This window comes from Candidatus Nanoarchaeia archaeon (assembly GCA_035290625.1).
In the GTDB taxonomy this organism is placed as follows: domain Archaea; phylum Nanobdellota; class Nanobdellia; order Woesearchaeales; family DATDTY01; genus DATDTY01.
In genome coordinates, this window is sequence record DATDTY010000051.1 from 1 (window position 1) to 13,284 (window position 13,284).

Sequence of the window (13,284 nt, forward strand, 5' to 3'; positions counted from 1 at the left end):
AGGCTAAAACCCTTATCGAGTCGAAGATATCCTGCAGCGAGCTCACAGATGACCAGCTTGAGGAGATCGGAGATTACGCCATGGAGCAGATGCACCCTGGCGACGCGCATGAGCTCATGGATCAAATGATGGGAGGTGAGGTGTCTGAGCAGCTGAGACAGGCGCATATCGCAATGGCAGGGAGATGGTATTGCGGTGATACCTCTGGCACTCGATATGGGATGATGGGGGCATTTGATGGGGCAAGCTACGGAGGAATGATGGATGGATTTAATGGCATGATGGGAGGAACGATGAACATGATGGGAGGTGGAATGATGATGGGAGGCTATCCTTATGGATATGCATACAGTTGGAGTGGAATGATTGGCGGATTTCTGTTGATGGTGTTGTTCTGGGGCCTTGTGATATGGTTCATATTCTGGCTCATAAAATCAGGCTCAAAGCAGGAGTCAAGGCAGGAATCAGGGTCTGCAATGGATATCCTCAAGAAAAGGTACGCCAAAGGCGAGATCAGCAAGAAGCAGTTTGATGAAATGAAGAAGGAGTTAAAATGAGGGAGCAGAAAAAGCGGCTGAATGAGGCTGCGCTTGGCTTCAGCATTGCCGTTGTTTCAGCAGCATGCATGCTGCTCCTCGGGATCTTGGCTCCGATGGGGATGTATATGGGAGCATCCAGGATGATGGCACAGTGGCATATGTTCTATTCCCTGAGCCTGACAGGCATGATTGCGGGGATTATTGAAGGCGCAATAATCGGCTTTGTTCTTGGCTACGCAATTGCCTACCTCTACAACAGGTTTAACAACTAAATCTGTTTATTCCTATTTTTTCTTATTTTTGCATTCTTAATTGCCTTAGGCGGCATTGGGAAGATATGCAGCGGCCTTTGTGAGGTCATGATAAGAAGATAAGCGCATCGACAAGGGAGTTGCCCCCTACGGGGAATGTCGATATAAAGAGAGGAAAGCCCGAACCGAACCTGCCGCTGCCGAGCAACACGTGCGTCTTTTCAACCCCTCCCATCCATCGAAATTCTTATTAACATGCACATCCACGCCTTAATCATGGATCCTGTGAGTTCTCTCCGATGGATTGAGAAGCAGCATTTGGGGTATTACTGCAGGCCAAGTGTGGGGATATTTGAGCGGGTCCTGAAGACCTGCCTCCCAAAAGGAGAATCTATGCTGATTATCAGTGATTTTGGCCTGCCGCATCAGAACATTGCTGCCGAGATCTCCTATGCCTATTATCTTGCTGGCCAGAAGCTTGGCCTAAATCCAGGCATGATCCTGCAGTCCCAGAAGACCCGAGGCCAGGAAGCAGACAGGGACGTGATCAAAGCGCTTGAAGCTCTTCCAAGCAACAGCCTTGTTGTGGTCAATATCTCAGACAGGCTTGGGAGCATGGGCAGGCTTGGCAAAAGCTTCAGGAGCTACTGCAAGGCACAGCACCTTCCGTTTATCTCCATGCCAAGCCTTGGCTACCTCGATACACAGCAAGTTCCGCATTTGCTTGCTGCAATTGACATTGACTATAAGGCCCTCAGCCAGAAGCATGATTCAGTTAAGGCTGATATGGACTCTGCAAACACAATCCGGATTACAACAGATGCAGGAACTGATGCTGTCTTTGATGTGGAGGGAGTCATAAGCCGCAAGGCTGATGGCTTGTATGGAGGAAGCAGGCTGGGCGGCAACCTTCCTGCAGGCGAGGTCTACCTTGCTCCCAGAAATGCAGAGGGCAGGATTGTGGTGGATGCGAGCTCAAGAAACAGGCACAGCACAAGGCTAACTGGAGATGAGCCCATAGTGCTTGAAATCAGGAACGGCTCTGTTGTTCGGGTTTCAGGAGGGAAAAACGCCGAGATCCTGGAGCGCTCGCTCCTCTGGGCTGAGAAGCAGGCAGTCTACCCTGACCGCGTGAGAAGGGTTGCTGAGCTTGGAATCGGCCTGAATCCAAGGGCAAAGGTGATAGGTTCAACGATTCTCGATGAAAAAGCCGCCGGAACAGCGCACATTGCCATAGGCTCAAACCACTGGTTTGGAGGGGATAATTCAACAATCATCCACCTGGACCAGGTCTTCTTCAAGCCGGAGATTGAGTTCTTAGAAAGAATGTAGAGACCGGCCAATAACCGAAAGGCTTATATATTTAACATTATTTAATATCGTTTAACATGCGGATTATAGCCGATGCGTGCTCTATTATACTCCTTGCAAAGGCGAGTGTGCTGGAAGCCCTTCTGGATTGGAGGGATATATCGGTCCCAAGAGAGGTATATGGTGAGGTTATTGAAGGCAAAGAAAAAAAGCATTATGATGCCTTATTAACAGAAAGGCTTGTAAAGGATAAAAAGATGCATATCACGGACATTAAAAACAAGAGATCCTTGAAGAGGTTTGAAGAGAGTTATGGACTAGGAAAAGGCGAGGCAGAGGTACTGGCAGGTTACCTCGAAGGAAAATTCCAGGGGTTATTAACGGACAATAAGCAAGGAAGGAAAACGGCAAAAATCTACAACATACATCCTTTGGGAAGCCCGGATGTTATTATGGGCCTCTTTAAAGCAAAAAGATTAAATAAAGAAAAGGCAATGAATGCGTTGCATACCTTAAGAAAATACGGCTGGTTTGAGAATTCCCTCATTGAGTACGCGTTGGTTGAGGTTAACAATGGCTGAGACTAAATTTTTTGGAGCGAGAATTGATCCTAAGGAGTTTGAGATAATTGAGAAGGTCTCAAAAGAAAAGAAGGTTGATAGGACGTCAGCTATAAGAATTTTGATAGACAGGGGATGGAAAGGGCTTCAGTTGGAGAACGCCATGGAAGACTACAGAGATGGCAAGATTTCACTCGACAAAGCAGCAAGAAAAGCGGGCCTTACTGTGCATGAAATGATGAATGAGGCTGCTGCCAGAGGGATTACCACTGAGGAAGGGATAGAGGATTTAAGAAATGGGATTAAGATCCTTTTGGGGTCTTAGGGTTGTCATTATGAGCTTCAAGCAAGTAATCGTAGTCCGGCAGGATCTGAATCTTCCCAAAGGCAAGCTCGCCAGCCAGGTCGCTCATGCATCTGTAGAGGGGGTATTGCATTCAAAGAGAGACGTGCTCCAGGTATGGAGGGAGCACGGGATGAAGAAGGTTGTTCTGAAGGTGAAGGGTGAGAAAGAGCTTCTTGAGCTCAGGAAAAAGGCCCTGGCAATGAAACTCGTGGCCAATCTGATCCATGACGCCGGCAGGACCGTTGTAGCTCCCAACATGCTCACCTGTTTAGGCATCGGGCCTGATGAGGAAAAGAAGATTGACAAGCTCACAGGAAAGCTGAAGATGGTGTAGACACTCAGTTTACCAGAGTTTAATACCTACTTAGTCTGAGGAGATAAAGCTTCAATAGTAACATTGTCTGATTTGTAGGTATAGAGATTACGCAAGTCCCCAAATCGAGCTTGATCTTTGGGAATTTGGTCTCCTGGTTTGTGGTTGCCAACAGCACTGACCAAAAAGTCTATGGAAGGCATAAGCACTACAGATTCAATTAAACCATATCCTTCATTAGCCATATATTCCCTTTGACGGCAAATTCCAATTACACTTAATTCAGCTGGACTCGTAGTTTTCCTTCCCGTAATTATTGCATTCTCGTGAATGATGTAAGAAGCCGCATCGCCAGTAACCTGAGGCAAATGCGCCAACTGACCTTGGTACATAAAGTATTGAGAGTCTGTTCAAGTATAAAAAGTTTTCTATGGGGACCAAGTCAAAGTTGCTGAAATTAAGGGTTGAAGCTGACGTAACCTGCGTGTAGATAGTTTTTTAAATCATAGATTTTTCTTTTGGTTTAGGGGCTCGTAGCTCAGTCTGGTAGAGCACTCGACTCTTAACTTTGAGAGGTATCGAGTGGTCGCGGGTTCGAATCCCGTCGGGCCCATGTTTCCTCAGAAAGATAAGAGAGCTTACTTCTCCCTCATCGCAGGAAAGAACAGCACATCACGGATAGAAGCCGAGTTCGTCAGCAGCATCACAAGCCGGTCCATTCCGATGCCGATGCCCGAAGCAGGAGGCATTCCCACCTCTAATGCTTTCAGGAAATCCTTGTCGGTTCTCTGCGCCTCTTCATCTCCTTTTTTGAGGAGCTGCTCCTGCTGTTTCCAGTTTTCTTTCAGGATCCCCGGGTCGTTCAATTCTGTGTAGACATTTGCGATCTCCCTTCCGTTGATGACTAATTCGAAACGCTCAGTGAAATCAGGATTGGCGGGCTTTGCCTTTGCAAGGGGAGAGACTTCTTTCGGATAATCCAGGATGAAGGTCGGCTGGATCAGTTTTGATTCAACAGTCTCGTCATAGACTGCTGCAAGGATTGCTCCTTTTGTCTCCTTGTTTTCCAGGGGAACCTTGAGCTTCTGGGCTGCTTCTTTTGCCTGGGCTGCGTTCAGGTTTGTGAAGTCAACAGGGGTATGCTTTTTTACCGCTTCCAGCATCGTCATCTTTGCGAATGGAGGCTTGAATGATATTTTTGTTCCCTGGTATCCAATCTCCGTTGTGCCGAGAACAGCTTGGCAAACCGATGCAAGCATCTCCTCGGTAAGCTTCATGCTGTCATTGTAGTCATGATACGCAGTCATCGTCTCCATGAGGGTGAATTCAGGATTGTGCTGAGTATCAATGCCCTCATTCCTGAAATCCTTTGAGAATTCAAAGACTTTTTCAAAGCCGCCTACTAAAAGGCGTTTGAGGTATAATTCATTTGAGATTCTTAGGTAGAGATTCATTCCCAGGGTGTTGTGCTTTGTGGTGAACGGCCTGGCAGCTGCGCCGCCGTAGACGGGTTGCAGGATCGGAGTCTCAACCTCAACATAGCCTTTGCTGAGCAGGAATTCCCGCATCGCCTGAAATATCCTGGAGCGCATCTCAAAGGTCTTTTTGACTTGTGGATTCATGACAAGATCGGTGTAGCGTTCCCGGTAACGCAATTCAGTGTCAACAAGGCCATGGAATTTTTCCGGAAGCGGCTCTAGGGACTTCGCAAGAAGCGATATGGTCTTTGCCTCAACAGTGAGCTCTCCGGTTTTTGTCCTGAAGATGCTGCCCTCGATGCCCAGGATATCCCCGCGGTCAATGAATTGAAGAAAGCTGTAATGAGAGGTTCTATCCTGGCTCATGAAGATCTGGATTGATCCTGTGGTGTCCAGGAGATGGCCGAAAGCTGACTTTCCCATTCTTCGCAGGCTCATCAAGCGGCCTGCCACAGCCACCTTTACAGCCGCCCTTCCTGTCTTCTTTTCCCCATTTTTCTTTTCCCCAGTGTCCCCAAGATCGGCCGTATGAGCGTACTTCTCCTGCAGAGCTCCTGCATCATGTGTTTTCTTGAAAGAAGCAGGATAGGGATCAATTCCCTGCTTCCTGATGTCCTGGAGCTTTTTTAGGCGCTCCTGCCTGATCCGATCCTCAGTATTCATGCTCTCTGCAAAAGCCTGCTTCCTTTTTATAAGTATCGATTGGCTGGAAACATTCCTAAACGAAGGTTGCCGTCCTTTCTGCGAGGCTCTTACTGCAAAACATCACGCTGACAAGGGGGGTGTCCCTATGGAGGATATGTCAGCCCTCAGAGATCCCAGATAAGCCGAGCCTGACGGCAACCCGAGTATACGCGAGACTTAGGACAGAGCCGATTGGCTGCCTGATAAGCAAATATTTTAACGCTATATCGCTGACTATGGCGGTGCGACGGTTTTGCTTTGCAAAACCTGCTCGGCATCCCGTAGGGAGCATCCCCTGCCTCGCCGCACGCCACGTCGTGCCTGACGAAAAGGGGGTTGTCCTAATCAGTTGAGTAGTTTTCTTTACACTGCCATAATCTTTAAATACTGTGCTTCAATCGAATCATTCATGCGGGTTACCATTGGGTTGGTTGAGCCTATCACTCTTATCGGAGCCAACGGCAGGCTCACCACGTATGCCAAGGTGGATACAGGCGCGACAAAGTCAAGCCTGGACAGCAGGCTTGCAAAAGAGCTTAGCCTTGGCCCGGTGCTGAGGCGCAAGATCGTCAAGAGTGCATCCGGAACAAAGGTGAGGCCAGTAATCAAGGTCACGGCAATCCTTAAAGGAAAGGAGATCACCACACACTTCACCATTGCTGACCGCCAGGACATGAAATACAAGGTCCTGATTGGGCAAAATATCCTTAAACATCATTTCCTTATCGATCCAAAAAAATGAGCCAAATGAATAGAAGATGAAAGCATCAAAAAAATGAAAGCGGCGTTAATCTCCCTGGGAAGCGAAAGCTCGAAGTGGACTCTTAAAGCGATGAAGAAGTATTTCCAGAAAGTGGACGACTTTGACATCCGCAAGATGGAAGTTGCCATGACAAAGAGAGGGCTTGATGCCCTCTTTGAAGGCAATCCTCTCGAGGATTATGACTGCGTCTATGCCAAAGGCTCGTTCCGCTACCGGGCATTGCTAAGATCTATCACTGCTGCATTGTATTCAAAGTGCTACATGCCTGTGTCTGCCGCTGCATTTTCCACAGGGCACAATAAGCTATCCACCCAGCTTGAGCTGCAGAAGAACAACGTCCCTATGCCGAACACGTATTTTGCCGCAACGCCGAGGGCTGGCCGCAACATCCTCAAGCGGGTCAGCTATCCGATTGTCATGAAGTTCCCGCAGGGAACACAGGGCAAAGGAGTCATGTTTTCTGACTCTTTTGCGTCAGCAAGCTCTCTTTTGGATGCCCTGGATGTCATGAACCAGCCATTTATCATCCAGGAGTATATCGAGACAGAAGGCAGCGACATCCGTGCGATTGTTGTCGGAGAGCAGGTGGTGGCCGCAATGAGGAGGACAGCGCTGAAGGGAGAGGTCCGCTCCAACATTCACGCAGGAGGACATGGCGAGCCTGTGAGCCTTGATTTCCAGGCCAGGAAGATAGCGGTTCAGGCTGCAAAAGCCATTGGTGCTGAGATATGCGGCGTGGATATCCTGGAGTCTGTGACAGGGCATTTAGTCATAGAGGTAAACCTGTCTCCTGGCCTGAAAGGAGTGACGAGAGCAACAGGGATAGATGTCGCTGACAAGATCGCTTCGTATCTTCATAGCCAGACAAAGCAAAGGGTTGATACGTCCAAAAAGAAAGGAGCAACAAAGATCATGAAGCAGATTGAGCCTGAGCAGCTAAAGGAGTTCATCACCACCCTGAGCTTTAGGGGAAACCGGATTCTATTGCCTGACACAGCCAACAACATTGCAAAGTTTAAGGATGATGAAGAAGTCACGATTCACGCCGAAAGGGGAAAGATTGAGATCAAGAAAACTGGATTCTGAGTTTTCAGTATAGAAATGTTTTTATAGCTTAGAACGTTTTCTTTAGCATGGGACCTAAGGGTGAGAGTATTGATCTTGATTCTGTTTTGGCAGGTCATACATTGGTCGATTCCGCAAGCGAGTTTTTTGACGTTTCAGGAGCGATTCCGTAATGATGGGAGGGAGAGGGCCAATGCCAGACACAAACCAGAATGCATCTGAAAGACCGTATATAAGCCCCAAGATATCTGAAAGCCTGAGCGAATATTTAATTCTTCCCTGGTGGGTCACCGCAAAACCCGAAGAGGTCTCCCTGGAATGCAATCTGGGGAATATAAAGCTGCAATACCCGTTTATGACTGCGCGAATGCAGTCCGTTGTAGGGCCGGAGATGGCCGTAGCTGCAGGAAGGAACGGCATCTTGACGATGGTTCCAAGAAGCCTGAGGGATGAGGATAAACAGGCGATACTCGATGCGAATAATAATGCCCGCCTAAAGGCAGGAGATATTGAGTATCAAAGTAATTTTGTCTCTGCGCAACCGGAAACGAGATTTGACAATGTGGCAAAACTTGTTGAGACCTTTGGCTACTCAGTGATCCCTGTGATAGATAGGTTTTCAAAGCTCTATGGTGTATATGTCCATGATCCGAATAATCAACCTTCGGCTCCACCCTATACTCCTATTAAAGAACTCATGCTTCCTTTAAGAAAACAAGGGCCGGGCAGGGGAGTTCAGTGTATTACTCATCGTGACGACCAGAAGATTAAAGAGATTGCGGCGAGCGAGGAGAAGAAGTTTATTCCTATAGTCAACGAAGCAGGCATTCTCCAAGAGATTGCATTCTTGCGCAAGTTTGATACAAATTATGCAGGGATAGCAATAAGTACCAGAGATGGCCGTTGGCAGGAAGATCTGGAGAAATGGGGGCCTCAGGTGGACACCCTTTGTATTGACTCGTCAAATGCATGCTTTGATGATGCCCTCAAGATTCTTAAGGCAGCCAAAGAAAGGTTCCCTGATAAGCCGTTTGGGATAGGCAACATTGTCCACGGCGCACATTATAGACGATTTGCGGAAGATGGAGCAGATTATGTTATCGGAGGGATGGGTGTTGGTTCTATCTGCCAGACAGGAAGCGAGAGGGGGAATGGCAGGGGCCAGATGACTGTTGCCCATGAACTTGCCGTGGTGCGGGATGAATTGGAGGAAGAAGGGAAAAAGGTGCCATTTGTTATTGATGGGGCTATAGAGACTGTTAAGGATATGACCATTGCGCTGGCGCTGGCTGATCTCATTATGATGGGTAATTTCTTTAACAGATTTTATGAAGCTGCAGGAAGAAAGTTAACAGAGAAAAGAAGCGGCAAAAATATAACTTATATTGAGACCGGCGATGAATCTCTTATCAGTCACGTGGAGACTTGGGGGGAGGGCCATCCAACTGCAGGATTGGTTGCGATGTACGGGCTGCGTTTTAGAGAGGCCCTAGCCAAAGGATCTTCATCAAACAACGCCGAGGTTGCTGAGCGGTACGGACACTCAAATCTTTCAAGTTCTACGATAGAGGGAGTAGTTGGCGTAACGTCATACGCAGGGAGGCTGAAGCCCGGCATCGAGAAGGCGGGGAGGTATATTACAACAACCATATCCAATTCAGGCGGCCATGATCTGGCGAGCTTCAGAAAGTCTGTCAGGGAGAACCAGCTCCTTGAGCGAGCATCACAGAGAACAATCGAAGATATGCTTCCTCATGGTATTATAGTTACAGAAAGATAGGGGGTACAACGCATGCTATTAGAGTGTCTCCTGGGAAAGGCCCAGGTTGCAGCAGTCGTCTGCAACCAATGGGGGGATACAGGCAAAGGAAAGATCGTTGATTTATTTGCAGCCCAGTGGGCTGACGTGATTGCAAGGGGAACTGGCGGGAATAACGCAGGCCATACCGTTATTGTGAACGGCAAGCAAAGGATATTCCATCTTCTTCCTTCAGGGATTACCTATGATGAGCAGGGAAAGGTAAACTTAATGGGGAATGGAATGGTTATTGATCTTGGAGTTCTTTGCCGCGAGCTTGATGCTTTGGAAAAAGACGGTGGAACCTACCGGAATCTTATGATCAGCAGGGATGCCCAAGTCACTATGCCTTACCATATACTCAGGGATAAGGAAGATCAGTCTCAGGCAGCCGGAGGCATCGGGACTACGGGAAGGGGCATAGGCCCATGCTATGCGGACAAGATAGCCAGGAGAGGGGTGGCAATTCGCGACCTCTATAATAAGGATATCCTTGCAGAGAAGATCAGGAAAGCTGCTCAATTCTATCCTGAGCAGAAGATTGAGAAAGATCGGATTGAAGAGATTGTTGAGCAGCTTCAGCCTCTCGCAGGCCGCATCAAGCCCTATGTTCGGGACACGATTGGTGAAATGCACAGGTTTATCCAACAGGGAAAACATGTCCTTCTTGAGGGAGCGCAAGGATTGCTGCTAAGCATTGAGTACGGCACCTACCCCCACGTGACTTCATCTGACTGTTCTATCAACGGCACTGCTGCAGGAGTTGGATTGTCTGCGAGGATGGTGGATGCAACATTCGGGCTTGTTAAATTTCCCTTCATGACCCGTGTAGGAGGTGGGCCCTTTCCGACAGAGATCGGAGGATCTGCATCCGAAGCGGATTGTAGTAAGAAAGAGGTGACCAAGGAGTATGAATTGATTACATACGGAATTCCCTATACTAAGGGTGATGATGGTCTGATTGTGTATGACTGCAATCACAAGGATATAGGAGGCATGATCAACTCTGAAGATCCTTTGATCCAATCAGTTGGGATTCGCCTTGCAGCAGGAGAATATGGAGCAACAACAGGACGGCCAAGAAGAGTCGGGTGGACTGATGCGGTTGCCTTAAGATATGCTGTCCAAATCAATGGGCCGCTGCACCTTGTGCTGACAAAGGCGGATAGTCTGCATGCAGCAGGAGAATTCCGTGTATGCTTCGGTTATCGGCAAAACAATAAGAACGATTGTGTGGTCACAGAATTCGACAGGGATGAGAGATTCCTTAGGGGCATTCATCCCGAATACGCCAAGTATGAGGGCTACGGTGGACTTGGAGATATACGGGGTTTTGAAGGTCTCCCAAATACCCTGCGGACAGCGATTGCTGATTTGGAAAGATTCACAGGATCTGATGCTGCAATCGTTTCTGTCGGGCCAGAGCAGAGCCACACGATAATCAGATAGGTTAGAGAACTAGATTCACTCCTTCCTCAGCACTTCCCGTGAGATATGAGCGATTGAAGATATCATGGCCTTGAGATGCTCGAAGATTCGGATCAGGTCTTCAGATTGGTTTGGGATGGTTCGCATGAATTCTGTGATTAGGGGCAGCATATCTTTGGTCTGAAACTCGCTGGAAATCGCAAGCTGCAGGTCCTTGGTGTAGAAGGCATTCATTGCCTGCTCATAGAGCGGCTTTATTCTGGCGTAGAGATCCTTCAGCCCTTTTTTCTGCCTTGCGTCAAGCTTTGCTGCTGCCAGAAACCTGCCGATCCTTTTGACATGGTCCCCTATTTCCTCAATCCTGATCACGATAAGCCAGCGCGCAAAGAGGTAGGTATCCTTCACCCCGATTGATTTCAGGAAAGATGGATTTTGCTGGGCATAGTTGAGCAGCCGAAAGGAGAGATACGAGAGCCTGTTGATGTCCTGATCCCGGTGCTTGAGGGTTTCCGGGTTGTAGCCGTCAAGGCATTCAATCACATCTCCGAGCATGACTCTCAGCATCATGTCGATGCGCCGGATTGTCGCATCAATAGAGACCTCTTTTAGGTCAATAAGGTCCTTGGCAACAATTTTAGTAGGAGTCTGCTCAATGATCTCCATCCCGACAAGGCTATACAGAGTCTCCCGGATCTCGGCAAGATGCCGGTCAACAGCCTGTTTGCCCTTGATCTCAATAAAGGTTGAGTTCTTCAGATACGCTGAGATGATCTCCAGCTTGAGGTGCTTGATGTCCTTGTTTTCTGCTTCAATGATGATGGACTTGGTCTCCTTTGCAGAATGATCCTTCGGCGCAAGAATAAGATGATCTCCCTGCTCAAGGTAGTAGACCACGTCCCCCTTATGGAGGTTGTGGGAGTCCATCCACTCCTTGGGAAGCGAAACTACATACGAATTGACTCCAAACTTGATGATTTTTCTGAAGTCTATATCCTCCACCCCCATGCCAAAGCTATTGATAGCCTTAAATTCGAGTATATATAAGTTATATTGTATATAAGGTATATGGGCAATGTATATATAATTTTTGGTCTCATTCTTAGATAAGGAGGTGATAGCGTGAAAGAACAGGAGTATGCAGGGGCCAAAGAAGAATTTGAGCCAATAGAGGGAGTGATTTATGACGAGGAGGAGAGGAACGCCCTGCTTGAGAATGACGAGATCGCTCCCTGGGAAGAAGGATTCATGGATGGGTATGACGGGGCAGGGTGAGATTTCATCGTCTGCCCTTTTTGCGAGGGTTTTTCCTATAGTTAACAATAGCGATAGGCTTTTAAAATATACAAGGTTACAGTCCATTTCAAATGGTATGTAGTGTAAAGATGGCAACCACGTACGAATCACCTTGCCTTGATAGTTCCGGGGACAATTCAGCCGCGGAGCAAGATGGATTAAGACAGGTTGATGAATTTACGAGACCTAAGATTATCCTTGTTAGTGGACCAAAAGGCGCGGGGAAGCGCGAAATTGCCCAACTCCTAGAGATACAAAAATATGGAGTTGTCATAAAGAAGCACACTACCCGGAGGCCATCAGATTCACCTCTCCCGTGGGGGATAGATGAGACCTTGTTGTTCACCTTTGTTTCACCTACCGAATTCGAAAGTCTTGAACAGCAAGGCGAATTCAGGTTTATAACTCAGTCACAAGATCACAGGTATGGCATTCATCAGAAATCATTAGAAGAGGCATTGGGGGACTCATCGTTGCATACTCTTTCACTGGCATCAGGATACTCTTCGTTTCAGGATCATTATAAATTTTTTAATAAAGTGGCAAAGAATCATCCGAATAAACCGACCCTTGTATCTGTTCTAATCTATTCAACCCAAAGAGACCTCCAAGACAGCGTGCTGAAGAGCCAAGAATTGGTAACAAGTCAGATGCTCCACGATTATGCTAAGAAATGCCAGACGCTCTTGCGACATCAAGATGAATTTGATTATATTATACGTAACCCGCTGCCGTTTGGGTACCTGCTAAGAGACGAAAAAGCACAGATAACCCATTCTGAATATATCAACCGGACCACCTTGTTATTTGGAAAAATATTAGAATGGGAGAAATCCGAACAACGAAACCCCAATGATTCGATAGCCCACAATCACAAAAGGTTCGTCAATCATCTCATCAGTACCATTTTTTCAAAGTCTACGGAGGAAGTTTCGTCTTCGTTAGAAAACAACCATTTGGAAATCCGATTTACTGAAGGAGAGAGGGAGAGCTATGCGCAGTCAAAGCGTTATCCTAAAAGCAGCATCCCACAGGAGGTGAGAATCAGGGCCATGCACAGATCCTATGGTATTTGGACTATGTATATCTCAAGCAAGATGGGGGCAGAATCAAGAAACATGACCCTTGATATGATCGCGAGGAGAGCGGGGATGATCTATGCGCAAAGAATACCCCAAGAGGACTCCACACTCTTGGCGCCTCTGAGCCAAATTACTGAGCTTGGAAGAACAAAAACAAATGCAATGATTCACGAGGGCGGGCTATTCAGTTTACGTGATGTCATAGCTAAGCAGCACAATGCGCCGGTCTATGCAGTAAATATCGCTTTCATCTACAATCTGCCTCGGCACCAACAGCTTCAATGTACTCCTTAGAGTTGCGCTCGCCTGAGTCTTAAGTATAATCCCACATAATCCCGGCAAGCGGGATGACCACGGCAGCAGTTAAACGATA

Annotated in this window: 15 protein-coding genes and 1 tRNA gene; 13 read left to right on the forward strand and 3 right to left on the reverse strand. The window is 47.5% G+C overall.

Annotation, left to right across the window (positions count from 1 at the left end; translation table 11 throughout):
• The 6 genes from VJB08_04555 to pth2 form a co-directional block, all read left to right on the forward strand.
• The coding region (locus VJB08_04555; protein HLD43228.1) for an SHOCT domain-containing protein at positions 1-557 on the forward strand (557 nt) is incomplete at its 5' end.
• Positions 554-811 (forward strand): DUF5676 family membrane protein, encoded by a 258-nt coding sequence (locus VJB08_04560; GenBank protein HLD43229.1) that lies wholly within the window; start codon positions 554-556, stop codon positions 809-811. The genes VJB08_04555 and VJB08_04560, both read left to right, overlap by 4 nt.
• A 255-nt stretch (positions 812-1,066) precedes the next feature.
• Complete coding sequence (locus tag VJB08_04565) at positions 1,067-2,122, forward strand: hypothetical protein (GenBank protein ID HLD43230.1); 1,056 nt, start codon at positions 1,067-1,069, stop codon at positions 2,120-2,122.
• A 56-nt stretch (positions 2,123-2,178) separates the two neighbouring features.
• Positions 2,179-2,682, forward strand: a complete 504-nt coding sequence (locus VJB08_04570) for a hypothetical protein (GenBank protein ID HLD43231.1) — start codon at positions 2,179-2,181, stop codon at positions 2,680-2,682.
• The gene (locus VJB08_04575) at positions 2,675-2,986 is read left to right on the forward strand and encodes a UPF0175 family protein (GenBank protein ID HLD43232.1); all 312 of its coding nucleotides are present in this window, start codon (positions 2,675-2,677) and stop codon (positions 2,984-2,986) included. Before VJB08_04570 ends, VJB08_04575 begins: the two co-directional genes overlap by 8 nt.
• 10 nt (positions 2,987-2,996) lie before the next feature.
• Positions 2,997-3,341, forward strand: a complete 345-nt coding sequence (gene pth2, locus VJB08_04580; GenBank protein HLD43233.1) for a peptidyl-tRNA hydrolase Pth2 — start codon at positions 2,997-2,999, stop codon at positions 3,339-3,341.
• Positions 3,342-3,367: 26 nt separating this feature from the next.
• Here pth2 and VJB08_04585 read toward each other — a convergent pair whose 3' ends face one another.
• The gene (locus VJB08_04585; protein ID HLD43234.1) at positions 3,368-3,712 is read right to left on the reverse strand and encodes a hypothetical protein; all 345 of its coding nucleotides are present in this window, start codon (positions 3,710-3,712) and stop codon (positions 3,368-3,370) included.
• Positions 3,713-3,847: 135 nt separating this feature from the next.
• Here VJB08_04585 and VJB08_04590 point away from each other — a divergent pair.
• Positions 3,848-3,933, forward strand: a tRNA-Lys gene (locus tag VJB08_04590).
• A 25-nt stretch (positions 3,934-3,958) separates the two neighbouring features.
• Here the strand turns inward: VJB08_04590 and lysS are convergent.
• On the reverse strand, positions 3,959-5,461 hold the full coding sequence (gene lysS / locus VJB08_04595) for a lysine--tRNA ligase (GenBank protein ID HLD43235.1): 1,503 nt from the start codon (positions 5,459-5,461) through the stop codon (positions 3,959-3,961).
• 430 nt (positions 5,462-5,891) lie between these two features.
• Here lysS and VJB08_04600 point away from each other — a divergent pair, with 430 nt between their 5' ends.
• The 4 genes from VJB08_04600 (at position 5,892) to VJB08_04615 (ending at position 10,557) form a co-directional block, all read left to right on the forward strand.
• Positions 5,892-6,224 (forward strand): RimK/LysX family protein, encoded by a 333-nt coding sequence (locus VJB08_04600; protein ID HLD43236.1) that lies wholly within the window; start codon positions 5,892-5,894, stop codon positions 6,222-6,224.
• Between the two features lie 33 nt (positions 6,225-6,257).
• The gene (locus VJB08_04605) at positions 6,258-7,331 is read left to right on the forward strand and encodes a RimK family alpha-L-glutamate ligase (protein HLD43237.1); all 1,074 of its coding nucleotides are present in this window, start codon (positions 6,258-6,260) and stop codon (positions 7,329-7,331) included.
• Between the two features lie 172 nt (positions 7,332-7,503).
• Positions 7,504-9,090, forward strand: a complete 1,587-nt coding sequence (locus tag VJB08_04610) for an IMP dehydrogenase (protein ID HLD43238.1) — start codon at positions 7,504-7,506, stop codon at positions 9,088-9,090.
• 12 nt (positions 9,091-9,102) lie between these two features.
• Positions 9,103-10,557 (forward strand): adenylosuccinate synthetase, encoded by a 1,455-nt coding sequence (locus VJB08_04615; GenBank protein ID HLD43239.1) that lies wholly within the window; start codon positions 9,103-9,105, stop codon positions 10,555-10,557.
• A gap of 15 nt (positions 10,558-10,572) precedes the next feature.
• Here the strand turns inward: VJB08_04615 and VJB08_04620 are convergent, their stop codons facing one another.
• Entirely contained in the window at positions 10,573-11,541 is a 969-nt protein-coding gene (locus tag VJB08_04620; protein ID HLD43240.1) for a phosphate uptake regulator PhoU, read from the reverse strand.
• A gap of 114 nt (positions 11,542-11,655) precedes the next feature.
• Here VJB08_04620 and VJB08_04625 point away from each other — a divergent pair, with 114 nt between their 5' ends.
• Complete coding sequence (locus VJB08_04625; protein HLD43241.1) at positions 11,656-11,808, forward strand: hypothetical protein; 153 nt, start codon at positions 11,656-11,658, stop codon at positions 11,806-11,808.
• 92 nt (positions 11,809-11,900) lie between these two features.
• Positions 11,901-13,205 carry a hypothetical protein gene (locus VJB08_04630; GenBank protein HLD43242.1) on the forward strand — a complete coding sequence of 435 codons (1,305 nt, stop codon included), beginning with the start codon at positions 11,901-11,903 and terminating at the stop codon, positions 13,203-13,205.
• Positions 13,206-13,284: the final 79 nt, after the last annotated feature.

Excerpts from the sequence above, each read along its gene's own strand:
- VJB08_04615 (HLD43239.1), top strand. The coding sequence starts at position 9,103 with ATGCTATTAGAGTGTCTCCTGGGAAAGGCCCAGGTTGCAGCAGTCGTC.
- VJB08_04560 (HLD43229.1), top strand. The coding sequence starts at position 554 with ATGAGGGAGCAGAAAAAGCGGCTGAATGAGGCTGCGCTTGGCTTCAGC.
- VJB08_04575 (HLD43232.1), top strand. The coding sequence starts at position 2,675 with ATGGCTGAGACTAAATTTTTTGGAGCGAGAATTGATCCTAAGGAGTTT.
- VJB08_04600 (HLD43236.1), top strand. The coding sequence starts at position 5,892 with ATGCGGGTTACCATTGGGTTGGTTGAGCCTATCACTCTTATCGGAGCC.
- VJB08_04620 (HLD43240.1), bottom strand. The coding sequence starts at position 11,541 with ATGGGGGTGGAGGATATAGACTTCAGAAAAATCATCAAGTTTGGAGTC.
- VJB08_04565 (HLD43230.1), top strand. The coding sequence starts at position 1,067 with ATGGATCCTGTGAGTTCTCTCCGATGGATTGAGAAGCAGCATTTGGGG.
- pth2 (HLD43233.1), top strand. The coding sequence starts at position 2,997 with ATGAGCTTCAAGCAAGTAATCGTAGTCCGGCAGGATCTGAATCTTCCC.
- VJB08_04570 (HLD43231.1), top strand. The coding sequence starts at position 2,179 with ATGCGGATTATAGCCGATGCGTGCTCTATTATACTCCTTGCAAAGGCG.
- VJB08_04585 (HLD43234.1), bottom strand. The coding sequence starts at position 3,712 with ATGTACCAAGGTCAGTTGGCGCATTTGCCTCAGGTTACTGGCGATGCG.
- VJB08_04610 (HLD43238.1), top strand. The coding sequence starts at position 7,504 with ATGCCAGACACAAACCAGAATGCATCTGAAAGACCGTATATAAGCCCC.
- VJB08_04605 (HLD43237.1), top strand. The coding sequence starts at position 6,258 with ATGAAAGCGGCGTTAATCTCCCTGGGAAGCGAAAGCTCGAAGTGGACT.
- VJB08_04630 (HLD43242.1), top strand. The coding sequence starts at position 11,901 with ATGGTATGTAGTGTAAAGATGGCAACCACGTACGAATCACCTTGCCTT.
- lysS (HLD43235.1), bottom strand. The coding sequence starts at position 5,461 with ATGAATACTGAGGATCGGATCAGGCAGGAGCGCCTAAAAAAGCTCCAG.